Source organism: Ideonella dechloratans (assembly GCF_021049305.1).
GTDB lineage: Bacteria > Pseudomonadota > Gammaproteobacteria > Burkholderiales > Burkholderiaceae_C > Ideonella > Ideonella dechloratans.
The window spans coordinates 787,503-810,825 of the sequence record NZ_CP088081.1 but is presented as its reverse complement, the minus strand read 5'-3'; the positions used below and the strand labels follow the sequence as shown (position 1 = coordinate 810,825).

General features: G+C 70.3%; 23 protein-coding genes. 14 read left to right on the top strand and 9 right to left on the bottom strand.

The features are described 5' to 3' along the window. Positions 1 to 83: 83 nt before the first annotated feature. A complete protein-coding gene (locus LRM40_RS03740) occupies positions 84 to 1,259 on the top strand; it encodes a GGDEF domain-containing protein (protein WP_151122671.1) in 1,176 nt (391 codons plus the stop codon). A 353-nt stretch (positions 1,260 to 1,612) separates the two neighbouring features. Here LRM40_RS03740 and nifE read toward each other — a convergent pair whose 3' ends face one another. Beyond that, positions 1,613 to 3,058 (bottom strand): nitrogenase iron-molybdenum cofactor biosynthesis protein NifE, encoded by a 1,446-nt coding sequence (gene nifE / locus LRM40_RS03735; RefSeq protein WP_151122669.1) that lies wholly within the window; start codon positions 3,056 to 3,058, stop codon positions 1,613 to 1,615. Positions 3,059 to 3,328: 270 nt separating this feature from the next. Here nifE and LRM40_RS03730 point away from each other — a divergent pair, with 270 nt between their 5' ends. Further along, positions 3,329 to 3,970 carry a hypothetical protein gene (locus LRM40_RS03730; protein WP_231067710.1) on the top strand — a complete coding sequence of 214 codons (642 nt, stop codon included), beginning with the start codon at positions 3,329 to 3,331 and terminating at the stop codon, positions 3,968 to 3,970. A 13-nt stretch (positions 3,971 to 3,983) separates the two neighbouring features. Here the strand turns inward: LRM40_RS03730 and LRM40_RS21435 are convergent, their stop codons facing one another. The 7 genes from LRM40_RS21435 to nifH form a co-directional block, all read right to left on the bottom strand. After that, entirely contained in the window at positions 3,984 to 5,528 is a 1,545-nt protein-coding gene (locus LRM40_RS21435) for a methyl-accepting chemotaxis protein (protein WP_151122665.1), read from the bottom strand. A gap of 97 nt (positions 5,529 to 5,625) precedes the next feature. Further along, positions 5,626 to 8,706 carry a ligand-binding sensor domain-containing diguanylate cyclase gene (locus tag LRM40_RS03715; protein WP_151122664.1) on the bottom strand — a complete coding sequence of 1,027 codons (3,081 nt, stop codon included), beginning with the start codon at positions 8,704 to 8,706 and terminating at the stop codon, positions 5,626 to 5,628. Positions 8,707 to 8,826: 120 nt separating this feature from the next. Further along, positions 8,827 to 9,312, bottom strand: a complete 486-nt coding sequence (locus tag LRM40_RS03710) for a hypothetical protein (protein WP_151122662.1) — start codon at positions 9,310 to 9,312, stop codon at positions 8,827 to 8,829. 13 nt (positions 9,313 to 9,325) lie between these two features. Beyond that, positions 9,326 to 9,646 (bottom strand): hypothetical protein, encoded by a 321-nt coding sequence (locus LRM40_RS03705; protein WP_151122660.1) that lies wholly within the window; start codon positions 9,644 to 9,646, stop codon positions 9,326 to 9,328. 70 nt (positions 9,647 to 9,716) lie between these two features. Beyond that, a complete protein-coding gene (nifK, locus tag LRM40_RS03700) occupies positions 9,717 to 11,276 on the bottom strand; it encodes a nitrogenase molybdenum-iron protein subunit beta (RefSeq protein WP_151122658.1) in 1,560 nt (519 codons plus the stop codon). A 50-nt stretch (positions 11,277 to 11,326) separates the two neighbouring features. Then, positions 11,327 to 12,793: a nitrogenase molybdenum-iron protein alpha chain gene (gene nifD / locus LRM40_RS03695; protein WP_151122656.1), complete on the bottom strand. Its 1,467-nt coding sequence runs from the start codon at positions 12,791 to 12,793 to the stop codon at positions 11,327 to 11,329. 88 nt (positions 12,794 to 12,881) lie between these two features. Next, positions 12,882 to 13,763, bottom strand: a complete 882-nt coding sequence (gene nifH, locus LRM40_RS03690) for a nitrogenase iron protein (protein WP_151122654.1) — start codon at positions 13,761 to 13,763, stop codon at positions 12,882 to 12,884. A gap of 451 nt (positions 13,764 to 14,214) precedes the next feature. Between nifH and LRM40_RS03685 the strand changes: the two genes are divergently transcribed. The 12 genes from LRM40_RS03685 to LRM40_RS03630 all read left to right on the top strand — a co-directional run bounded on the left by LRM40_RS03685 (position 14,215) and on the right by LRM40_RS03630 (position 22,714). After that, positions 14,215 to 14,778 carry a group II truncated hemoglobin gene (locus LRM40_RS03685; protein WP_151122652.1) on the top strand — a complete coding sequence of 188 codons (564 nt, stop codon included), beginning with the start codon at positions 14,215 to 14,217 and terminating at the stop codon, positions 14,776 to 14,778. Next, on the top strand, positions 14,775 to 15,365 hold the full coding sequence (locus LRM40_RS03680) for a hypothetical protein (RefSeq protein ID WP_151122650.1): 591 nt from the start codon (positions 14,775 to 14,777) through the stop codon (positions 15,363 to 15,365). The genes LRM40_RS03685 and LRM40_RS03680 overlap by 4 nt, the downstream gene beginning before the upstream one ends. A 101-nt stretch (positions 15,366 to 15,466) precedes the next feature. After that, entirely contained in the window at positions 15,467 to 16,312 is an 846-nt protein-coding gene (locus LRM40_RS03675; RefSeq protein WP_151122649.1) for an NAD(+)--dinitrogen-reductase ADP-D-ribosyltransferase, read from the top strand. Continuing rightward, on the top strand, positions 16,305 to 17,255 hold the full coding sequence (gene draG, locus LRM40_RS03670; protein WP_151122647.1) for an ADP-ribosyl-[dinitrogen reductase] hydrolase: 951 nt from the start codon (positions 16,305 to 16,307) through the stop codon (positions 17,253 to 17,255). Before LRM40_RS03675 ends, draG begins: the two co-directional genes overlap by 8 nt. Beyond that, positions 17,248 to 18,933, top strand: a complete 1,686-nt coding sequence (locus LRM40_RS03665) for a nitroreductase family protein (RefSeq protein WP_151122646.1) — start codon at positions 17,248 to 17,250, stop codon at positions 18,931 to 18,933. The genes draG and LRM40_RS03665 overlap by 8 nt, the downstream gene beginning before the upstream one ends. Further along, positions 18,930 to 19,769 carry an ankyrin repeat domain-containing protein gene (locus LRM40_RS03660; protein ID WP_151122644.1) on the top strand — a complete coding sequence of 280 codons (840 nt, stop codon included), beginning with the start codon at positions 18,930 to 18,932 and terminating at the stop codon, positions 19,767 to 19,769. Before LRM40_RS03665 ends, LRM40_RS03660 begins: the two co-directional genes overlap by 4 nt. A gap of 11 nt (positions 19,770 to 19,780) precedes the next feature. After that, complete coding sequence (locus LRM40_RS03655; protein WP_151122642.1) at positions 19,781 to 20,245, top strand: ArsC/Spx/MgsR family protein; 465 nt, start codon at positions 19,781 to 19,783, stop codon at positions 20,243 to 20,245. A 3-nt stretch (positions 20,246 to 20,248) separates the two neighbouring features. Then, positions 20,249 to 20,497 (top strand): FmdB family zinc ribbon protein, encoded by a 249-nt coding sequence (locus LRM40_RS03650; protein WP_151122640.1) that lies wholly within the window; start codon positions 20,249 to 20,251, stop codon positions 20,495 to 20,497. A 12-nt stretch (positions 20,498 to 20,509) separates the two neighbouring features. Then, complete coding sequence (locus tag LRM40_RS03645; protein ID WP_151122639.1) at positions 20,510 to 20,950, top strand: OsmC family protein; 441 nt, start codon at positions 20,510 to 20,512, stop codon at positions 20,948 to 20,950. A gap of 23 nt (positions 20,951 to 20,973) precedes the next feature. Continuing rightward, positions 20,974 to 21,825, top strand: coding sequence for a (Fe-S)-binding protein (locus tag LRM40_RS03640; protein WP_151122638.1), 852 nt, complete (start codon positions 20,974 to 20,976; stop codon positions 21,823 to 21,825). Continuing rightward, positions 21,822 to 22,088 (top strand): DUF6156 family protein, encoded by a 267-nt coding sequence (locus LRM40_RS03635; RefSeq protein WP_151122636.1) that lies wholly within the window; start codon positions 21,822 to 21,824, stop codon positions 22,086 to 22,088. The genes LRM40_RS03640 and LRM40_RS03635 overlap by 4 nt, the downstream gene beginning before the upstream one ends. A gap of 74 nt (positions 22,089 to 22,162) precedes the next feature. Continuing rightward, the gene (locus tag LRM40_RS03630) at positions 22,163 to 22,714 is read left to right on the top strand and encodes a hypothetical protein (RefSeq protein WP_231067709.1); all 552 of its coding nucleotides are present in this window, start codon (positions 22,163 to 22,165) and stop codon (positions 22,712 to 22,714) included. A gap of 54 nt (positions 22,715 to 22,768) precedes the next feature. Here the strand turns inward: LRM40_RS03630 and LRM40_RS03625 are convergent, their stop codons facing one another. Beyond that, positions 22,769 to 23,185, bottom strand: a complete 417-nt coding sequence (locus LRM40_RS03625; RefSeq protein ID WP_151122634.1) for a GFA family protein — start codon at positions 23,183 to 23,185, stop codon at positions 22,769 to 22,771. Positions 23,186 to 23,323: the final 138 nt, after the last annotated feature.

Below are 23,323 nucleotides of genomic sequence, written 5' to 3'. Positions count from 1 at the left end.
GTCCACCTGTCCCCGGGGCCCAGCGCCTTCAGTGACCCTCCACCCGGTCGAAAACAGGGTGACCTCCGACATCGAGACCCACCATGCCCATCGAAGCCCTGTGCGGAATCCAGCTCGCGCTCTATGCCGTGGGCTGGGCGCTGGCCGCCTGGCTGATCGTCGAGGAGCGGCCGGCCATGCTGCACTGGATGGCCTATGCCGCCCTGCAGGCCGGCTCGGTGGTCCTGGCCCTGCCCGCCCTGAGCGCCGGCACGGCCCCGCCGCTGACGGCCCTGCTGGCCTCGGTGCTGGGCTTTGCGGCGGCCGTGCGCGGGCTGGACGTCTTCGTCTCCGGCCGGGCCCGCCATGACCGCTGGGCGCTGTTCCTGCTGCTGGCCATGGGCCTGGGCATCGCGGCCGTGGAACTGCTGGCCCGCGGGCCGGCGCTCCGGTCGCGCTGGGAAGGCGTGCCCTACAGCCTGGGCCTGTCGCTGATGCTGCTGTCCTACGCTGCGCTGAGCTGGAAGCCGCTGCGGCGCAGCCACCGCGCCTGGACCAGCACGGTGCTGCTGGCGCCGCTGTGGAGCACCGCCCTGCTGGGCCTGCTGTCGCTGTGGGGCCGCACCGAGCTCGACGACGCCGACCTGCAGGCCATGCGGGCCGCAGCGCGCACGCCCAATGCCATCCTGACCATGGTGATGTCGGGCGTGTTCAACATCGCCTTCCTGGTGCTGCTGGTCGGCCGCCTGCTGACCCGCTTGCGCGAAGGCGCCCGGGTGGACCACCTGACCGGCGTGCTCAACCGCCGCGCCATCGAGGAGCGGCTGGAGGCGGCCTGGGAACAGCACCGCCGCACCGGCTGCGGCCTGGCCATCGCGATGATGGACCTGGACCACTTCAAGCGCATCAACGACCTGCAGGGCCACGAGGCCGGTGACCGGGCCCTGGCCCTGGCCGGTGAAACCCTGCGCGAGCAGCTGCGCCCCTATGACAGCGTGGGGCGCTGGGGCGGCGAGGAATTCCTGCTGATCTGGCTGGGGCCGTCGGCCGAGGGTGTGCAGCGCAGCTGCGAACGCCTGCGGGAGGTGCTGGCCTTGCGGGCCCAGGAACAGCTGAAGATGCCGCTGACCGCCAGCTTCGGCGTGGCGGTGCTGCGCGCCAGCGATGTGGCCGAGGTGGACCTGGTGCGCCGCGCCGATGCGGCGCTCTACCAGGCCAAGCGCGAAGGGCGCGACCGGGTCTGCCTGGCAGGACCGGCGCCGGTGTTGCACGCGGCCTGAGGCGGGTTCTGGTTCCAAGAGGCTGACTGCGGAGCGGTCCGCGAGGGCGAGGACGCCAGGCAGGGGCTTCGCTCATGTCCCCCGGTCCGGCCCCGGGGCCGGACCTCCTCCTTGACTTCGCTGCGCCCCTGCCCGACGCCCTCGCCCCGGCACACATGTCGCACTGACCCGGTCAGCAGGGCACGCCGATGGCTGGCGGGCGGGTGGGGTGTGTTCCGCCCGAAGTCAAGGAGGAGCCCTCGGACACCGTCCGAGGGCGGGGGACATGAGGGCGGGACATGCCCCATCCGCCGCCCCCGCCACTGCCCTGCGCAGGCGGCCCCTTCAACAGCCCACCACCAGCAACAAAGGTCTCAGCCCGCCGCCGCCTCGCTGGCCAGCTGCGCCGCGTCCTGCTCGCGCAGCAGCGGGTCTTCCAGTTCCCAGGGCGCCGGGGTGCGCACCTGCGCCCACATCGGGTTGAACAGGGCCTTCTCGATCTCGGCCACCATGGTCACCATGCCCTCGTAGCCGGCGAAGGCGTGGTGGCGCTCCTGGTTGATGTCCATCCAGGGCATGCGGGCCTTGAGCGCGATGAATTGGCTGCGCCCGCCGCTGAGCATGATGTCGGCCTTGGCCTCGCGCAGCATGGCGTACATCTGGCGCGGGGTCATGTCGTCGATCATGTGGGCGTCGTCGCCCATGATCTCCTTGATCTTGTCCTTGTCTTCCTTGGTGGACTTCTTCACTGAGGTGCCCACCACCTGCAGGCCGGCCTCCTGCAACGCCGAGACGACCGACCAGCTCTTCACGCCGCCGGTGATCAAGAGCACCTTCTTGCCGGCCAGGCGCTCGCGGTAGGCGCGGATGCGCTCCCAGGCCCGCGCCTCCTCGGCGGCGATCAGGGCCTCGGTGCGGTCCTTCAGCTCGGGGTCGGCACCGCGCTCCACCAGCAGCCGCGCGATCTCGCGCAGCGTGGTGCTCATGTCGGAGATGCCGTAGAACGAACCCTCGAAGTACGGGATGCCGTAGCGCTCCTGCATCCGCGTGGCGATGTTGATCATCGACTTGGAGCAGACCATCATGTTGGCCTTGGCCCGGTGCGCGGTGGCGATCTCGTGGTAACGGCCATCGCCCGAGATGCAGGACAGGATGCGCACGCCCAGCGCGTCCAGCAGCGGCTTGATCTGCCAGAGCTCGCCCGAGAGGTTGTACTCGCCGATGATGTTGATGTCGTAGGGCGTGGTGGTCGCCGGTTCTTCGGTACCGATGACGTAGTCCAGCACGCTCTCGGCGCCGAGCTTGTTGCCCAGGTTCTTCGGGCCCGCAAAACCCGGCGCGTTGACCGGGATGACCGGCTTGCCGAACTTCTCGGTGGCGCGCTTGCAGACGGCCTCGATGTCGTCGCCGATCAGCGCGGTGACGCAGGTCTGGTAGACGAAGACGGCCGGCGGGTCGTACTTCTCGACGATCTCGCGGATGGACTTGAACAGGCGCTTCTCGCCGCCGTAGATCACGTCGAGCTCGTTGATGTCGGTGGTGAAGCCGGTGCGGTAGATCTGCGAGCCGCTGGAGGCGCTGTGCCGGTTGTCCCAGCTGTTGCCTTCGCAGGCGATGGGACCGTGCACCAGGTGGGCCACGTCGACGATGGGCTGCAGCGCGATCTTGGCGCCGTCGAAGGCACAGCCACCGGCCGCCGCACCCGGCGTGAGCTGCTTGGTGCAGCCCTTCTTGCGCTCCTTCTCGCTCTTGCCCTGGTTCTTGTCGCAACCGGGCTCCTCGAAGACCTGGGCGATCTTGGCTTTGAGCGACGCGGACATGGGGGCCTCCTGGCGCAGTGCGAGCGTGGTGCGGTGCCTGTGTCCATGCAGCTTCGGTGCCAGCCCCCGGCCGGCCAGGAAACTGAGGCAGATCAGGCACTTGGCGCATCCGCCCCGGCCCGACAGGCTTGGCGGCTTTGCGACAAAGCCCACAGCCACCGCCGACGGCGTTTGATCTGACGCAGAAGCCGGTGGACTGCCATCGCCGCGTCATGCAGGCGACCCGGAACCGTCACGCGGCGTGGTCACGCTGGCGGGGTTTCAACCTTCATGGAGCCACCCACCGTGCCCGCCTTCCTCGACAAGCTGCGCACCCTGCGCTGGGACGACCACCGCTACTACCACCAGTGCCGCATCAACCAGACGCTGCACCTGATCAGCGCCCTCAGCTTCCTGGTGGCCTACGGGCTGCTGTTCGTGGACCCGGCCGCCGCCGCCATCGTCGGCTGGTGCGTGGGCATGGTCAGCCGCCAGTCGGGCCACATCTTCTTCGAGCCCAAGGGCTACGACGACATCAACGGCTGCAGCTACGCCGCCAAGGAAGGCTTCAAGGCCGGCTACAACATGCGGCGCAAGGCCATCCTGATCGGCGTGTGGCTCGCGCTGCCGCTGCTGCTGTGGGCCCGGCGCGACCTGTTCGGGCTGATCACGCCCAGCACGGGCACCGTCGGCGTGCTCGGCCTGAGCGGCTACTGGCACGATCTGGGCCTGCTGTGGCTGGCCCTGGGCAGCGGTGGCGTGCTGCTGCGCACCCTGCAGCTGTGCTTTCTGCGCAGCCCGGCCTGGGGCCTGGCCTGGATGAGCAAGATCCTGACCGACCCGCTGCACAACATCGACATCTACTGGCGCTCGCCCATCGCCCTGCTGCAGGGCCAGCGCTACGAGCCGATCGACCCGGCCACCGCGCACTGAGCGCGGCAGGATCTCAGGCCGGCAGGCGGAAGCCGCTGATGACCTGCGCCAGCTGACCGGCCTGCTGCCGCAGGCTTTCCGAGGCCGCGGCAGACTGTTCGACCAGAGCCGCGTTCTGCTGGGTCATCTGGTCCAGGTGGGACACGGCGGTGTTCATCTCGGCAATGCCCCGGCTCTGCTCGCCGGCCGCCACCGAAATCTCGCTGACGATCTGGCGCACCTGGGCCACGCTGTCCACCACCTGCCGGATGGTCTGCCCGGCCTCGCCGACCAGGCGCGCGCCACTGCCCACCTGCTCCACGCTGGCGCCGATCAGGGTCTTGATCTCCTTGGCCGCTTCGGCGCTGCGCTGGGCCAGGCTGCGCACCTCGCCGGCCACCACGGCAAAGCCGCGGCCCTGCTCCCCGGCGCGGGCGGCCTCCACCGCCGCGTTCAGGGCCAGGATGTTGGTCTGGAAGGCGATGCCGTCGATCACGCCGATGATGTCGGCGATCTTCTGGCTGGCCTGGTGGATGCCATCCATGGTGGCCACCACCTGCTGCATCACCGCCCCGCCCTGCTGGGCCACGGCTTCGGCGCCGTCGGCCAGGCGGTTGGCGGTCTGCGCAGCCTCGGCCGTGTGCTTGACGGTGCCGGTGAGCTCCTCCATCGAGCTGGCGCTTTCCTCCAGGCTGGAGGCGGCCTGCTCGGTGCGGGCGCTCAGGTCGGTGTTGCCGGCGGCCACCTCGCGGCTGGCCACCTCGATCGAGTCGGTGGCCTGGCGGGCCTGACTGACCAGGTTGCGCAGCGCGGCCTGCATCTGCGCCACGTCGTGCATCAGCCGGGCGGCTTCGGAATCGCCGGCCAGGGTCGGCACCTCGCGGCTCAGGTCGCCCTGGGCGATGCTCTGCGCCGCGTCCTGCAGGCGCGCCAGCGGCGCCGTGATGCTGCGCGCCTGGCTCCAGCCCAGGGCCGCGGCCAGCAGCGCGCACACCGCCGTCACGCCCCACAGGGTGGTGCGGGCGGCCACCAGCTCTTCGTCGATCTTCTGCCCCAATGCGGCACTGCGGCCCTGCTGGAACTTCACCATCTCGGTGGCCTCGGCAATGTAGGCGTTGGTCACGTCACGGAACTTCTCGCCCGCGGCCAGCCGGGCATCGGCATCGCCCTGGGCCTTCATCACCGCGTCTCGCTCGGCCAGGTAGCGCTTGCGCGCCTCGCCCAGCCGGGCCTGCAGCTGCTGACCTTCGGGCGAGGTCTCCATCTCGACATAGCGCTTCTGGATCTCGGAGGTGCGCACGGTCGTGGCCGTGACCACGTCCTTGAAGAAGGCGGCCAGACGCTCGTCGGCGGTGACGCCGATGGCCAGGGCCCGCTGGGAGTTCACCAGGATGTTCTCGCGCCATTCCTGGGCCAGGGCCAGGCGCTCGGCCTGCTCGCTCAGCAACACATGGCTGTCGGCCTCCACCTTCAGCAACTGGCGCAGGGTCAAGCCGGCCATCAGCACCATCAGCAGGATCACGATCCCGTACCCCAGGGCCAGCTGACGGCTCAACTTCATCCGACTCAGCGCGTTCATCTCATCGTCCTTCTCAATGACATCCGGTCCTTCGGTATCGGAGCGGGGGGCGACGGACTTGACGGTGACGCGCACGGCAGCGGCCGCACGACCGGGCTCAGGTGCCCGATTCGGTGGTGGCGAAGCGCCAGGTGTTGCGCCCGCCGTCCTTGGCCTCGTAGAGCGCGCGGTCGGCCTCGCGGGACAGGGCGTCCAGCGTGCGGCCCTGGGCCGGGTAGCAGGCCACGCCGAAGCTGGGGCTGGTTTGCATGGCCTGGCCATGGAACATGACCGGCGCCTCGAAGGCCTGGACGATGCGCCGGCACACCGGCTCGATGGCATGGGGCTCACTCAGTCCGGACAGCAGGATGGCGAACTCGTCGCCGCCGATGCGGGCCACGGTGTCCACTTCACGCACCGCCTGGCGCAGGCGCTCGGCGGTGGCCTGCAGCAGTGCATCGCCCGCGGCGTGGCCCAGGCTGTCGTTGATCTGCTTGAAGCGGTCCATGTCCAGCAGCAGCAGGGCAAAGCCGCCCCGCCCTTCGCGCCGCACCGCGCTGGCCAGGCGGTCGAAGTGCTCGGCCAGCATGCGCCGGTTGGGCAGGCCGGTGAGCGCGTCGAAATAGGCCATCTCGGCCAGCTTGGCCTGGCTGAGCTGCAGTTCGGCGGTGCGCTGCTGCAATTCGGCGGTGCGTTCTGCCACCAGCTGCTCCAGCTCATGCTGGCGGCGGGTCAGCCACAGGGTGCGCACCCGCATCAGGCCCCACAGCGCCAGCAGGGCGGCCAGCCCCATCAGCAACCGTGTCAGCGTGTGCTGGTACCAGGCCGGCTGCACCTCCACCCGGATGGCCAGCGGTGGCTCGGTCCACAGCCCATCGGCATTGGAGGCCCGCAGCTCCAGCAGGTAGTCGCCCGGCGGCAGGTTGGTGTAGGCCGCGCGGCGCCGGCTGGCGTCGGTGTTGACCCAGTCTTCGTCGTAGCCGTCCAGCCGGTAGGCGTAGCGGTTGGCCGCCGGCGCCAGGAAGTCCAGCGCGGCGAACTCCACCGCCAGATCGTGCACCCCCGGCGGCAGGCGAAGCTGCCCCGCGTGCCCGGGCTGGTTGAAGTTGCCCAGCGGCTGGGCCTTGCCGCCCACCCACACCTCGGTGGCCACCACCGGCGCCTGGAAGGCCCGCCAGCCCACCACCTGGGGCACCACCACGCTGACGCCCCCCAGACCGCCGAAGATCAGTTCGCCCTGCGCGGTGCGCCCACCCGAGCCGCCCCAGTACAGGGCCAGCGCCACCCCGTCCTTGGCTCCGTAGCTGCGCACGTCCAGGGTGGACGGATCGATCTGCACGATGCCCTGGTCGGTGCTGGCCCAGATCTGGCCGCCGTCGTCCTGCAGCACCTGGTTGACGAAGTCCTTGGGCAGGCCCTGGGCGGCGCCCAGGTTCCGGATGCGCGGGGCCGGCCCCTCCGGGTCCTCGACCACGAACAGGCCGGTCCCGCCGGTGGCCACCCACAGCCAGCCCCGCCGGTCCACCAGCAGGGACATCACGTTGGCGCTGGCCAGCGCCGGGTTCGGTGCCGCGGCGCCGGCCCCCAGGCGCCGCACGTCGCCGGTCAGCTCGTTGAGCAGGTTGACCCCGTTGGAGGTGCCGACCCAGAGGTGGTGGGTCGAGCCCCGGGTCATGGCCTGCACGCGCTGGTCGCTCAGCAGGAAGCGGGCATCGGGCGGGTCGGCCCGCGCCGGCCCCCGGGCGGGCAGCCTGAGCCGCCAGAGGCCATCGTTGCCTCCCACCCAGTAGCCGGTCCAGCCGTCCACCAGGTAGGCCGCATCCTCGGTGGCGCGGCGCCCGGGCACCTCCAGCCGGCGCACCTGCTGGCCGGCCAGGGTCGCGGTGTACAGGCCCTTGCGGGTGCCCATCAGCACCTTGCCCCCGGGCAGCGGCAGGGCGGACATCACCCACTCATTGGGCAGGGCGGTGCGCGGACGCGACGCATCGGCGCGAATGCGCCCGACCACGCCGCGGGCGGGATCCACGATGTCCACCCCTTCGCTGCCCACGCCCAGCCAGATGTGGCCATCGGGCATCGGGCTGACGGAGGGCACATCCTCGCTGCGCAGCGTGTCCCGCGGGCCATCGCCCCCCAGGATGGTGTGGACGAAGCTGGTCTGCAGGTTGTGGCGCAGCAGGCTGCGGGCCGTGCCCACCCACAGCACATCGGACCGGTCCTTGAAGATCGACCAGATGCCGTCGCTGTCCAGGCCGTAGGGGCTGCCCACGTTGCGGTGGATGCTGCGGGTGGCCAGCGTGGTCTCGTCCACCAGCAGCAGGCCGCGGGCCTGGGTGCCGACCCAGATCTGCCCCTGGCCGGGATCGACCAGGGCGCGGATGTTCTCGGCCCGCAACCCCTGGCCGCTGAGCTCGGTTCCGCCCACCTGGCGTACCGTGCCATTGACCGGGTCCAGCACCAGCAGGCCGTGGTGGTCCACGGCCACCCAGATGCGCCCCTGGCCGTCCTCGATCAGGTGACTGATCCGGGAATCGCTGGCCGGCACGCCGGGCAGGCCGACGGCCTGGAGATCACCGCCGTCGGCACGGCCCCGGAAGAGGCCCCGGCCGGTGCCCACCCACAGGCGGCCGCCCCGGTCGGTCAGAAGGGTGTTCACCGACAGGCTTTTCAGGCTGCCCCCCAGCGGCGTGGGCTCGGCATGGCCGCTGACCGGATCCAGCCGGTCCAGCCCGGCCTGGGTGCCCACCCAGAGCTTGCCGCCCGGCGCTCCCGCGAGCGCATTCACCCCCACATGGCGCAGCCCGTCCGGCCCGCCGCCCACCGACTGGAAGTCGTCGGAGCTGGCCCGGTAACGCACCAGCCCGTGGGCCGCGGTGCCCACCCAGAGCGTGCCGTCCCCCCCCACCCACAGCGACTGGATGAAGCCATCGGGCAGGCCGTGCGGGGCATTCAGGTCAGCGGAATAGGTGCGCAGGCGATAGCCGTCCCAGCGCACCAGGCCCTGCTGGGTGCCCACCCACAGAAAGCCGGTGGCGTCCTGGGCCATGGTCATCACGCCCAGGTCGTTGGGTTCGCCATTGGTGTTGGCGATGCGCTGGAACAGGCGGTCATCCCAGCTGTTCCAGCGGCCCAACGGCTCCGCCTGTGCGGTCAGGCTGGACAGCACGAGGCACAGGAACAGCAGGAAACCTCGGAACATGCGAAACAGGATGGAGCTGGAACCGGCATCCGCCAAAAGCAGACGCGCGCGCCTCCCGACAGATTCGCGGGATTCTCCGTCCTATCGGCCAAGCGGGGGAAAACCTGAGCCCCGGCGGCCTCAGTGGTCGTCGGCCAGCACCTCGACGGCGATCAGCTGCTCGCGCAGCGCCCAGCGGGCGCGCCAGCCGCCCGGGGCATCGAACAGGGGGTCCGGCGCGTCCACCGCCGCCAGGGCCACGTCCTCGTGGCCATAGACCCGCCACTGGCCGCCGCGGGCCTGCAGCGCGGCCAGACCGGCGTCCAGCGGCGTCACCGGCTCGGGCCGCAACTGGCCCAGGCCCAGCAGGTGGTCGGCCCGGTACAGCGGCGTGTCCCAGCCGTGGGCGTCGGCCAGGGCGCAGACGGCGGGGCAGGCGCTGCGGGCATCGGCGCTCTCGGGCGTGCGCTCGCTCAGGTCCAGCAGTTCGCGCGCGGTGATGACATCGTGCACGGCCCAGGGCTCCAGCGGGTCCTGGGCGCAGACCTTGCGCAGGAAGTCGTCGGCGTCGTAGGCGAACCAGCAGTTCGCCGGCGCGGACTCGGGTTGTTCGACCACGAAGATCATGGCCGGGCCTCCCTCACTCCACGCCTTCGGCGCAGGCCTTCTTCCAGACCGCCTGGCGCAGCCGTTCGGACACCGCCAGCGGTGTGCCATCGAAGCGGTCGTGGTGGCGGCGCAGCGCCGCCTGGGCCACCGAGGCCTCGGCCAGCGTCAGCGGCAGGCGGCCGGCCATGTGGGTGGCCTTGGGCACGGCCTCCAGGATGGCCTGGCGGTTGGGATGCTCCTCCAGCACGACGATCTCGTCGGTCTCGGGCTGGCCCGCGAGACAGATCCAGCCGTTGATCACCTCGACCGGACGACCGTCCAGCGTGGTCTTGACCCAAACTCGTTCGGACATCGCGGGCTCCTTGGAGGGAAGCAGGGAAACGGGACCGGCCCGCGGCAGGCCGCGGGCCGGTGGGGGCACATCAGCGGATGATGTCGTAGCTGTAGTCCGTCTTGCCCGGGATGATGGTGTTGGCATCCAGGGTTTCGAAGTACTCGTCCAGGAACATCACCAGCGTGCGCAGGGCACCCTCGTAACCCCAGGTGGGGAAGCGGTGGTAGTGGTGGCGGTCGAAGATCGGGAACACCATGCGGATCAGCGGGGTGCCGGTGTCACGCTCCAGGTACTTGCCGTAGGTGTTGCCGATCAGGAAGTCCACCGGCTCCACGTTCATCAGGCTGCGCATGTGCCACAGGTCGCGCTTGGGGTAGGCCTTGCAACCGGCACCGTAGGGCGAGGCATCGAACAGCTTCTGCACGCGGGCAGCCCAGTCCTCGGTGCCGTTGGTGGCCAGCACGTGGGCCGGCTCGGCACCCAGCTCCAGGATGAACTCGGTCAGGCCCAGCAGCTGGTCCGGATCGCCGTACATCGCGAAGCGCTTGCCGTGCAGGTGGGCCTGGCTGTCGGCCATGGCGTCCACCAGGCGGCCGCGTTCCTTGATCAGCTGATCCGGCACGTCCTTGCCGGTCAGGTCGGCGATGGCCTGGATGAAGCGGTCGGTGCCGGCCACGCCCACCGGGCAGTTCAGCACGACGACTTCCTGGCCCTTCTCCTTCAGGTACTTGATCGTCTTCTCGGCGCAGTACTCCTGGAAGACGATGGTGGCCTTGGCGTTCAGGGCCTTCTCGACCGTCTCCTTGGTGGTGCCGCCTTCGTACATCCGGAACTCGCCGTCGGTGGGGGTGTCCCACACCTCGGACGGGTCGCAGATGATGTTGTAGTCGGCGCCGAACAGGTCGAAGATGCGCTTGATTTCGCGCATGTTGCCCACGACGAAGCCGTCAAAGCCGCCGATGAAGTTGATCGACGCGTCGGGCACGCGGGTCAGCGGCTCGGTGGTGCCGGCCTTGCCGTCCCAGAAGTGCTTCAGGATGCCCAGCAGCGCGTTGTCGTAGCCGGTGATGTGGCTACCGACGAAGGCCGGGGTGTGGGCGAACGGCACGTCGAACTCGGCCGGGACCGAACCCTTCTGCTTGCTGTTCTTGATGAAGGCGTCCAGGTCGTCACCGATCACCTCGGCCATGCACGTCGTCGAGACGGCGATCATGTCCGGCTTGTAGAGGTTGTAGGTGTTGGCCAGGCCGTCGATCATGTTGTTCAGGCCGCCGAACACGGCGGCGTCTTCCGTCATCGACGAAGACACGCAGCTGGTCGGCTCCTTGAAGTGGCGGCTGAAGTGCGAGCGGTAGTAGGCCACGCAGCCCTGCGAGCCATGCACGAAGGACAGGGTCTTGTGGAAGCCGTTGGCCACATAGACCGCGCCCAGCGGCTGGCACGCCTTGGCGGGGTTGACGACCAGCGAGTCACGGGCGAAGTTCTTCTCCATGTACTCGCGGGACTTGGTCCAGTCGCGGATCTCCTGGACCTTGACATCGCTGTGGTTGAACTCGAAGTTCTCCTTCTTGTTCTTGAACAGCTCCTGGTATTCCGGCTCGCGGAACAGCATTTCGTGGTCGATGACCTTGTCGGCGTTTTGAGGCATGGTGGCGCTCCAGACGGTTCAGGTTGGATGGGCAGGTGGCGAACCTGGCTTCAAGCCGCCTTCTTCTTGAAGGGCGACTTGGACAGACCCCAGATCGGGCTGGAGATGGCCATGTCCATGTCACGGGCGAAGATGGCGAAGCCGTCGTAGCCGTGGTACGGGCCGGAGTAGTCCCAGCTGTGCATCTGACGGAAGGGCACGCCCATCTTCTGGAAGACGTACTTTTCCTTGATGCCCGAGCCGACCAGGTCGGGCTGGACCTTCTCGACGAACTTCTCGAACTCGTAGCCGGTCACGTCGTCATAGATCAGCGTGCCGTCCTTGATGTAGTGGGTGGTGCGCTGGTAGTCGTCGTTGTGGGCGAACTCGTAGCCCGTGCCGACCACTTCCATGCCCAGGTCCTCGTAGGCGCCGATCACGTGACGCGGACGCAGGCCGCCCACATACAGCATGACCTTCTTGCCCTGCAGGCGCGGCTTGTACTTGGCGATCACCGCCTCGACCATCGGCTTGTACTTGGCGATGACCTTCTCGGCATTGGCCTGGATGGTCTCGTCGAAGTGGCTGGCGATCTCGCGCAGGCTCTTCTCGATCATGCTCGGGCCGAAGAAGTTGTATTCCACCCAGGGAATGCCGTACTTCTCTTCCATGTGCCGCGAGATGTAGTTCATCGAGCGGTAGCAGTGCAGCACGTTGAGCTTGGCCTTGGGGGTGTTCTCCAGCTCGGCGATGGTGCCGTCACCGGACCACTGGGCGATCACGCGCAGGCCCATCTCTTCGAGCAGGATGCGGCTGGACCAGGCGTCGCCGCCGATGTTGTAGTCGCCGATGATGGCCACGTCGTAGGGGGTCGAGACGAAGTCCGGACGCTTGTTCGGATCGGTCTTGTCGAACACCCAGTCGCGGATCGCGTCGTTGGCGATGTGGTGGCCCAGCGATTGGGACACGCCGCGGAAGCCTTCGCAGCGCACCGGCACGATGGTCTTGCCTTCGTATTCCTTGGACTTCTTCTTCGAGACCGCCTCGATGTCGTCGCCGATCAGGCCGATCGGGCATTCCGACTGGATCGAGATGCCCTTGTTCAGCGGGAACAGGTCCTGGATCTCGTCGATGATCTTGTCGAGCTTCTTGTCACCGCCGAAGACGATGTCCTTCTCCTGGAAGTCGGAGGTGAACTGCATCGTCACGAAGGTGTCCACACCGGTCACGCCGATGTAGTAGTTGCGGCGGGCGGCCCAGCTGTACTGGCCGCAGCCCACCGGGCCGTGGGAGATGTGGATCATGTCCTTGATCGGACCCCACACCACGCCCTTGGAGCCGGCGTAGGCGCAGCCGCGGATGGTCATCACACCCGGCAGCGACTTGATGTTGGACTTCACGCCGCAGTCGGGCTTGCCCTCTTCGTAGGTGCCCAGGTGCTTGGCGCGACGCTTGGCCATCTTCTCGGGATAGGCCTTCAGGACTTCGTCGATCAGGGCCTTGTTCTCGGCCTTGCGGTCTTCAACAGTGATGCTCATGGTGGATGCTCCGTCAGGTTCCAGCGCGGGGGGTTGGGGCACCGGGCGGCGGCACGCGCCGCCGGCCCGGTGCGGGCCGGGGCCGTGATCAGGCGGCCAGTTCGGCGGCGGTCTTGCCGACTTGCGACTCGTCGATGGACTTCATGATCCCGTGCTCCATCAGCAGGTCTTCCAGCTCGTCCATGGTGATGGGGGTGGGGATGGTGCCGTTGCCCGCGTTGGCGTGCACCTTCTGGGCCAGCGTGCGGTACTCGGCGGCCTGCTGGCTCTCCGGGGCGTACTCGATGACGGTCATGCGGCGCAGCTCGGCGTGCTGCACGATGTTGTCGCGCGGCACGAAGTGGATCAGCTTGCTGCCCAGCTTGCCGGCCAGCGACTGGGCCAGCTCCAGTTCCTTGTCGGTCTGGCGCTCGTTGCAGACCAGGCCGCCCAGGCGCACGCCACCGCTGTTGGCGTACTTCAGGATGCCCTTGGAGATGTTGTTGGCCGCGTACATGGCCATCATCTCGCCGGACATCACGATGTAGATTTCCTGGGCCTTGTTCTCGCGGATGGGCATGGCGAAGCCGCCGCACACCACGTCACCCAGCACGTCGTAGGACACATAGTCCACGCCGTCGTAGGCGCCGTTCTCTTCCAGGAAGTTGATCGAGGTGATCACGCCGCGGCCGGCGCAGCCCACGCCGGGCTCCGGGCCGCCGGATTCCACGCAACGGATGTCGCGGTAGCCGATCTTCATGACGTCCTCGAGCTCCAGGTCCTCCACCGAGCCCGCTTCCGCGGCCAGCGACAGGATGGTGTCCTGAGCCTTGGCGTGCAGGATCAGGCGGGTCGAGTCGGCCTTGGGGTCACAGCCGACGATGAGGATCTTCTGACCCATTTCGGCCAGGGCGGCCAGGGTGTTCTGCGAGGTGGTGGACTTGCCGATGCCACCCTTGCCGTAGAAGGCGATTTGACGAAGTGCAGCCATTGCGATCTCCAAGTAAGTGATCTAGCGAAACCGAGGTTGAGGGCTCATGCTTTTGTCGCGATCTCGTTGCAGCCTTGGGTGCCTCTGTGGTCTTCTTCTGAAGCCTTGCCGGGACGTACACGGGTGCCGCGCAGCCTCGTCATTGCAACGGCCGTGCCATGTCCTCACCACGTCGCCAAGTGCTTGTTTTTCATGGGGAAACTTGGCCTTGACGGCGGGCAAGCCGGCGCGACGGGGAATGTTCGAAATCCGACAAAGACAGGTTCGCGACGTGAGCCTGTCGGGCCTGTGACGCAGAGCCCGCGTGGCGCCTCGCGCGCGCGGGCAGCGCGCCGGGCGCGGGTGTTCTCCCAGGGAAACACCGGGGTTTGAGCCCGCCACGCGGACCCGCCGCGCGGGCCGGATGCGGCCACTCGGCTTGGGTGGTACGGGGTTTGCAGTCTCCGGGCCCATGAACACGCCCGCCCTCCCCGTCCGACCGGCCCCGCCCGCCAACCCGCACTGGGCGCGCGTGGGCGGCCGGGCGGCCGTGGTCCGTCTGGTTGACGCCTTCTACCGCGCCATGGACAGCCGGCCCGAGGCCGCCACCATCCGCGCCATGCATGCGCCCGACCTGAGCCACACCAAGGCCGTGCTGGTCCAGTACCTGTGCGAATGGATGGGCGGCCCCAAGGACTACAGCGGCCAGCGCGGCAACCCCATGCTGCGTCGGCGCCACCAGCCTTTCGCCATCGACGCGGCCGCGCGCGACGCCTGGATGGACTGCATGCGCCAGGCCCTGGCGGAATGCATTGACGACGAGGGCCTGCGCGCCGAACTGGACGCCGCCTTCTGGAAGATCGCCGATTTCATCCGCAACACCGAGGAGGGTGGCGCCACGCGCGCCCATCCCGGCCGGCCGATGGAAGTCGCCCCCCACGCCACACCGGCTACCCACGCCTCCACGGCCGTGGCGGCCGGCGTGCCCGTGTCTCCCGCTGTTCCCGCTTCACTACCCACCCGGAGTTCGACATGACCACCATCCAGGAAACCGCCTTCGCCCGCCTCGAGTCCGAAGGCCGCCTGCTCAACAGCGTGCTCAAGGCCGCCACCCACAAGCCCGGCCGCTTCGGCTTCCGCGGTGACATCGCGCTCAAGTTCCAGGCCAAGCTGGCCGACGAGGCCCGTCCGCCCGAGATCTCGTCGGACCAGGTCATCGCCGTGGCCCAGGCCGGCGAGGGCACCCTCCCCTTCCTGACCGGCTTCCTGCTGAGCTTCGAGTACCTCAAGCTGCTGGCCGAGGTGCTGGGCGACACCCTCTCGCCCACCGGCAAGTACTTCCTCTTCGTCGACAACATCGACATCTCGAAGAAGTACCAGTGCGAGTACGGCGGCGCGACCTTCTACATCCTGCCGATCGACGAATCCACCGTCTACAACGAGCTGCTGCAGCTGCTCTACATCGACAAGGGCGACCTCAAGAAGCTCGACACCGCCGGCAAGACCGACGCCGTGGCCGACAAGGCCCTGCAGTTCAACGACAGCTTCCCGAAGATCAGCTACGAGGAAGGCCTGGCGCTGATGGGCCCGGTGCGCAATCTGTACGAGAACCGACCGGTCTGATGGCCCACCCCCTACGGCCTTCGGCCGCCCCCTCGAGGGGGCACCGCTGGCGGACCGGCAAAGCCGGATCCGCGGCGGTCGCTGGGTGAATACCGTGCAACATGGAGCGCGATGATGAGCAGCCGCACCGCTGGTACAGCACCAACCTGGTCGGCGTGCCCGCCCCGGTGCTGGCCAGCGTCGCCTTCCATGCGCATCCGCAGGCCCTGCACATCGCCGGCACGCGCGAGGCCCACCCGGGCCTTTTCGCGCTGCTGGCCCGCGCCGACAGCCTGAACGAGGCGCGCGAGATGTTCGACCACTACCTCGGCACCGCCTTCGGCCTGCGCAAGCCTGATGCGGCCGAACTGGCCCGCCTGGGCCCGGCCGAACAGCGGCGCTGGCGCAGCAGCTGGCGCAAGCTGCTGCAGGGCTGGGGCATGGACGCCAACGGCCCGGCCGGCGCCGTGCTCAAGGGCTGGGTGGAAAGCCGCTTCGGCCTGGTGCCGCGCTTTCACCGCGCGCCGCTGGGCCGCTTTCCCTCGCCGCCCTGGGTGCGCTACCTGGAAGAGAAGGCCGCCAGCCGTTACCACAACAACAACATCCACCAGCAGCTCGACCTGCTGTACGAGTTCTGCCAATGGGCCCTGGCGCGCTTCGGCATCCCGGGGCACAGCGCGCCCGGCGCGCGCCACATCACGCTCTGGCGCGGCACCCTGCTGAGCGAGGAACAGCGCGTGGGCCCCGGCCCCCTGCGCCGCCAGGGCACGCTGCGCCTGAACAATCTGGTCTCCTTCAGCCTGGATGCGACGGAGGCCGGCTGCTTCGGCGACACGGTCTTTCGCACCGCCCTGCCGGCCTGCAAGCTGCTGGTCTTTCCCGGCCTGCTGCCGGGCCAGGTGCTGCAGGGCGAGCAGGAGGTGCTGGCCCTGGGCGGCGATGTCGAGGTGGAGATCGTCCATGTCTGACACCGACGGCCGCTTCGCCCGGCTCTACGACAAGGCCCTGGGCGCCTACCTGGGCCTGGCCATCGGCGACGCCCTGGGCGCCACCGTCGAGTTCATGCGCCCGCGCGAGATCCAGGCCCAGTACGGCGTGCACCGTGACATCGTGGGCGGCGGCTGGCTGCGCCTGGCCCGTGGCCAGGTGACCGACGACACCACCATGAGCCTGGCCCTGGGCGACGCCCTGCTGCTGGGTGGCGAAGGCGCGCTGCGCGGCCTGGCCGCGGGCGACACCGCCCTCACCGAAGGCATCGCGCAGGCCTATGTGCGCTGGTGGCGCGGCAAGCCGGTGGACTGCGGCCACACCTGCCGCCGCGGCATCCTGCGCTATGTGAACGAGGGCACGCTGGCCGGCCCACCCAACGAGGGCGATGGCGGCAACGGCGCGCTGATGCGCAACCTGCCCGCCGCCCTGGCCACGCTGGGCGACGACGCGCTGTTCGAGCAGGTCTCGCTGGCCCAGGCCCGCATCACCCACCACCACCCGCTGTCCGACGCCGCCACGCTGGGCCTGGGCCAGCTGCTGCGCGCCCTGCTGCACAGCGAGGATCCGGCCCTGCCGGCCCGCTGGGCCGCGACCTGGGTGCTGGCCCAGCCCGCCTTCCGCTTCACGCCCTACCCCGGTCGCGCCACCGCCTATGTGGTGGACACGGTGCAGACCGTGCTGCACCATCTGACGCAACACCCCTTCTTCGAGGAAGCCCTGGTGGCCACCGTCAACCAGGGCGACGACGCCGACACCACCGGCGCCCTGGTCGGCATGCTGGCCGGCGCCCGCTGCGGCGCCAGCGGCCTGCCGCCGCGCTGGCTGCAGCGCCTGCAGCCGGTCACCGTGCAGGCCATCACCGACCAGACCAGCGGCCTGCTGGCCCTGTCCCAACGCGTGGCGGAGGCCCCCCATGCCTGACACCCTGCTCTCCCCGGCCGACGACGCCCTGCGCGTGCAGCGCACGGCGCTGGCCGCGGCCTACCACGAGCGCAGCAAGCACCGGCTGGAGCGCTACGCCAACGGCCCCGAGACCCTGGACTGGGACGCCCAGCCCGACCCCTTCCGCCGCTACCGTGGGGCTCCGCTGCAGCCCCTGCCCCTGCTTGCCCAGAACCCGGCCACCCCCTGGGACGCGCTGCACCGGCCTGGCGCCGTGGTGGCCCAGCCCTTCGGCCCGGCCAGCCTGGGCGCGCTGTTCGAGCTGAGCCTGGCCCTGGCCGCCTGGAAGCAGGCCGGACCGGACCGCTGGTCGGTGCGCATCAACCCCTCCAGTGGCAACCTGCACCCCACCGAGGGCTGGCTGCTGTGCCAGGGCGTGCCCGGCCTGGCCGATGGCGTGCACCACTACGCCCCGCACGAACACGCGCTGGAGCTGCGCGCCGCGCTGCCGGCCGGCCCGGCGCCCACATCGCCACGCGTCTTTGTGGCTCTGAGCAGCATCGCCTGGCGCGAGGCCTGGAAGTACGGCGAGCGCTCCCTGCGCTACTGCCTGCTGGACGCCGGCCACGCCGCCGGCGCCCTGGCCTATGCCGCAGCGCTGCAGGGCTGGCAGCTGCAGCCTCGCCCGGTGGCCGCGGCGGATCTGGCCGCCTGGCTGGGTCTGGACCGCGACATGGACTTCCCCGGCGGCGCCGAGCGCGAGGAGCCCGAGCTGCTGTTCGAGCTGCGGCCACCCGACACCACCGCGGCGCCTCTGCCGGGGGACTGGCTGAGCCAGCCGCTGTGGCAGGGCCAGGCCAACCGGCTGGACGCGCACCCGATGTACCGCTGGCCGGTGATCGACCAGACCCTGGAGGCCACCCGGCCCACAGCGGGCGCGGCCACCGCCGAGGGCCCCCTGTCGCAGACCACCACCGCCCCGCCGCAGGCCGTACCCGAGCCGGCCGCCAGCCTGATCCGCCGACGCCGCAGCGCCCAGCGCTTCGACGCCCAGGCCCGGCTGGACCGCACGGCGCTGTGGCCCCTGCTGCAGGCCCTGCTGCCCGGTCGCCTGCCCTTCTCCGCCCTGCCAGAGGCGGACCATGTGCACGTGCTGCTCTTCGCCCACCGGGTGAACGGCCTGGAACCGGGCGCCTACCTGCTGCCGCGCAGCGAGGTCGGAGCCACGCTGCTGCGCCGCCAGCTGCCGGTGTCGCTGGACTGGGCGCCGGTGACCGAGGCGCCGGCCGACCTGCCGCTGTGGCGCCTGGCCGCCAACCCGGCCCTGGCCGGCACGCTGCGCACCCTGAACTGCCACCAGGCCCTGGGCTCGGATGCCATCCTGGGTCTGGCCCTGCTGGCCGAGTTCCAGCCCCTGCCCACGCCCTGGGCCTACCGCGAACGGCTGATGGAAGCCGGCCTGCTGGGCCAGGCCCTGTACCTGCAGGCCGAGGCCCTGGGCCTGGCCGGCACCGGCATCGGCTGCTTCTTCGACGACGCCCTGCACCAGCTCATCGGCCTGACACCCACCGCCGCGCCACAGGCCGCCCTGCAGTCGGTCTACCACTTCACCATCGGCCGTGCGCTGACGGACAGCCGCATCGCCACCACGGCGCCCTACGCCCACCTGCCGGCCTGGCCCGAGCGCCTGGCCGACGCCTCCAGGAGCCCCGCATGAACGAGCGACCTTTTCACCGCCTGACGGCGGCCCAGGCCGGTGCCTGGCTGCAGGCCCGGCCCGACGCCCTGCTGCTGGACGCCCGCGAGGCCCGGCATCACGCCATGAGCCACCTGGCTGGCTGCACCCGGCTGGACGGCCGCAACCACGAAGCCCTGCTGATGCGCGAGCGCAAGAGCCGGCCGGTCTTCATCTACTGCTGCCACGGCAACGCCAGCCAGACCTGGGCCGGCATGTTCGCCGACTTCGGCTTCACCGAGGTGGCCGACCTGATCGGCGGCTGGAGCGCCGTGGACGGCGGGGGCCGGCTGCACGGCCCGCAGCCGCTGGAAGCCGTCTTCCCGGCGGCCCCGACCACGGCATCCACCACGACCGCCCCCCGCCCGGTGCCCGCGGGCCTGGCCGCCTGGCTCACGGCCCAGGGCTTCGACCCGAGCGATCCCGCCGCGCCCGGGCCGCACGGCAACACCCCGCTGATGCACGCCGCCTGGCGCGGCGCCCACCATGTGCTGGACGAGCTGCTGGCCCTGGACGTGCCGCTGGACGCCACCAACGCCGACGGCAACAACGCCCTGTGGCTGGCCTGCGTGAACGGCGAGCCGGGACTGATCCGCGCGCTGGCCGCCCGCGGCGTGCCGCTGGACCACGCCAACCTCACCGGCGCCACCGCGCTGATGTACGCCGCCTCGGCCGGCAAGGCCGAGGTGGTGGCCACCCTGCTGGCCCTGGGCGCCGACCCGCACCGGCGGACCCAGGACGACTTCAGCGCCCTGGACATGGCCGCCACCCTCGAGTGCCTGCGCCTGCTGCGCACCGCCACCCGACAGGCCGCCTGAAGGAGATCCGCATGACCGCCCTGCTCTTCTTTGAAAAGCCCGGCTGCGGCGGCAACGCCCGCCAGAAGGCCGTCCTGCTGGCCGCCGGCCACACCCTGCAGGTGCGCAGCCTGCTGGCCGAGCCCTGGACCCGCGAGCGCCTGCTGGCCTTTCTCGCCCCGCTGCCGGTGGCCCAGTGGTTCAACCGGGCCGCCCCGCGCGTGAAGAGCGGCGAGGTGCAGCCCGAGGCCCTGGACGCCGACGCCGCCCTGGCCCTGCTGCTGGCCGAGCCGCTGCTGATCCGCCGGCCGCTGATGCAGCGCCTGGACGACGAAAGCCGCTGCGTCGGCTTCGACACCGCCGAGGTCGATGCATGGGTGGGCCTGACGCCCGCCAGCACCGCCCGCGCCAGCCTGGAGGGCTGCGCCTCGCCCCTCGAACACTGCGCCGCGCCCGCCGCGCAGTGCGTCCCATCCACCCCTGTTGCAGGAGCCTGAGCCATGCCGCTTTTCGACTACCACTGCCCGCAATGCGGGTCGGACTTCGAGCTGCTGGTGCGCGCCAGCACCGTGCCCACCTGCCCGCACTGCGGCAGCACCACGCTGGAGAAGGCCGTCTCGCGCATCGCCCCGGCCGGCAAGATCGAGGCCATCCGCCTGTCCAACCGACGCGCCGCCGACGCCCAGGGCCTGTTCAACCACTATTCCCCCAGCGAGCGGGCCCGCCTGCTCAAGGGCAAGACCGTCTGAACGGAGCACACCATGGACCTCGTCTACTCCACCACCATGCTCAGCCAGGGCGGCCGCGGCGGCCAGATGCAGAGCGACGACGGCGGCTTCAAGCTCAAGCTGAGCGTGCCCCCCGAGATGGGCGGCGCCCCCGACGCCACCCCTGGCCCCAACCCCGAGATGCTGATGGGTGGCGCGCTGGCCGCCGCGCTGGATCACTCGGTGCGCCACGTTGCCCGCCAGGGCAAGCTGCCGGTCAAGGGCTGTTACGTCGAATCCAAGCTCTCGCAGTTCCAGGACTTCGCGGGCGGCTACCGCATGGCCCTGTCGATGGTGGTCTACCTGGCCGGCCCGCTGGACCAGCCCACCGCCGACGACCTGGTGCAGCGCGCCCAGGGCATCTGCCCCTTCCAGGCCGCCATCAAGAACAACGTCACGGTCAATCTCAAGGCCGTGCTGGACACGCCGGCCTGACACCGACACCGAGCCCGCCCGCCATGCAGGAACCCTCGCTCCAGCTCGACTGGACGGCCTACGACGCCTACGGCGCCGGCGATGCCTATGCCCATCTGCCGGCCCACGGCGCGGGCTTCGGCAAGGCCGCGGCGGTCTGCATCGGCAGCCGCAGCTGCCAGCGCACCGACGCCAAGGGCGTGATGTGCCCGAGCTTCCGCGCCACGCAGGACAGCAGCCACAGCACCCAGCACCGCGCCGCCATGCTGCGCGCCGCGCTGGACGGTGAGCTGGGCGAGCGTCCCTTCGAGGACCCGCGCCTGCACGAAGCCCTGGACCTGTGCGTGGCCTGCAAGGGCTGCAAGCGCGAGTGCCCCAACGGCGTGGACATGGCCCTGCTGCGCACCGAGGCCCTGGCCCTGGGCCTGGGCGAAGCCGCCACCCGCACCGCCCAGCAGGCCTGGCTGCTGGAGGAGTACCTGGCCCGCGAGTTCAAGCCCGGCGAACTGCCCTGGCAGGCCCTGCCCGACCCCAGCCCGCCGGTGCTGGTGCACGGCCACTGCCACCAGAAGGCCTTCGGCGCCATGAAGGCCCTGCGCAAGGTGCTGGGCGGCGTGCCGGGGCTGCAGGTTCAGTTCATCGACAGCAGCTGCTGTGGCATGGCCGGCGCCTTCGGCTACGAGGCCGAGCACCACGCCATCTCGATGACCATGGCCGAGGCCGAGCTGCTGCCCGCCGTGCGGGCCGCCAGTGCCGACACCTGGCTGCTGGCCAACGGCACCAGCTGCCGCCACCAGATCCACGACGGCGCCCAGCGCGAGGCCCGTCACCTGGCCCAGCTGCTGCGCGCCGCCCTGCCGGCCACGCCGGTGGGACCAGCCGCCCCCACCCCATGAGCGACACCCTGCGCTACTTCCTCACCTACCGCGGCGCCGGTCTGCCGCTGACGCTGACCGAGGAACTGGCCGAAGCCGACCTGCGCCACCGCAACACATGGTTCGAGGCCCGCGACGACAGCGCTGGCCGCCTCGTCGCCATCGACAAGCGCGTCTATGGCGAGACCGAGATGCAGCACCGCTACGAGTACGACGCCGAAGGCCGCCTGTGCCGGGCCACCGTCACCCTCGGGGAGGACGAACCGGTGGTGCGGACGTTCTGAGCGACCGGGCGCAAGCCCGACCCCCAGCCCGCGGGGGTAACCTCGGGGACTCCGTTGCTTCCCCCTCGGTCCCCATGTCCGCCCTGAACGTCCTGCCCCTGCTCACCCTCACGGCCCTGGTCGCGGCCTGCGCATCGGCGCCCAGCAACCCGGCCTCATCAAGCCCGACCCCCGCGGCGCCCGGCGCGGACACCCGGCTGACCCAGGCCGCTGTCGCCCCCTTGAGCGACCTCAACCTGGTCCAGGACAAGATCCCGCCGCTGCTGCAGGCGGCCCAGAAGGCGCCTTACGCGCTGCCGGCCGACCGCTCCTGCCAGGCCCTGGCGGCCGACATTCAGGCCCTGGACGCGGTGCTGGGCGCCGACCTGGACGCCCCCCGCAGCGAAGACGATCCCAGCCTGCTCGACCAGGGCGCCGGGGCCGCCGGCGACGCGGCGATCGGCGCAGTGCGGAGCACGACCGAAGGCGTCATTCCCTTCCGGGGCTGGGTGCGCAAGCTCACCGGCGCAGAGCGCCACGCCCGCGCGGTCTCCTCGGCCATCGCCGCCGGCACCGTCCGGCGCGCCTACCTCAAGGGCCTGGGCCAGTCCGCCGGCTGCCAGGCCCCGGCCGCTCCGCGGACCTGATTCCCGACAGGGGCGTCCAAAGGGAAAGACGGCCCCCTCGCCCCCTGTCGCGCCTCAGCCGCCAGAAGGCGGATCCTCATCCACCGGCAGCTCCTCCGCGACATGCACCCAGTCCACATGGCTGGCGTGGAAGGCATGGGATTGCGGTGCGCGGTCCAGCGGGCCGTCGAACAGGGCGCGGGCCAGGTGCAGTTCGCCCGGGTAGCGCGGTGAGCGGAAGGCCATGGGGCTGCCGCAGTGACGGCAGAAGCCGCGCTCGGCGCCGGTCGCTTCCGCCAGGTACCAGTGCAGAGCCTGCTGCGGGTCCTGCCAGCGCACCTGCGCCGCTTTCCAGCCCACCCAGGTGACAAAGGCCGCGCCATGTGCGCGCTGGCAGCGCTGGCAATGGCAGTGCGCCACCCACAGGCTGGGGCCTTCGGTGTGAAAGCCGACCGCGCCGCACAGGCAGTGGCCGCTGAACGAAAGAGGCATCGCGCCCTCCTGCCTGCCCCTAGGGGCACCGTGAACTCCCGCACTGCAAACGGCACAACTGACCGGCGCACGGGCGCTTCTCCAGGGTCTCAGAGGCGGACACCTGCCTCAGACTTTCCCGAGGTCCGTGGCCCCACT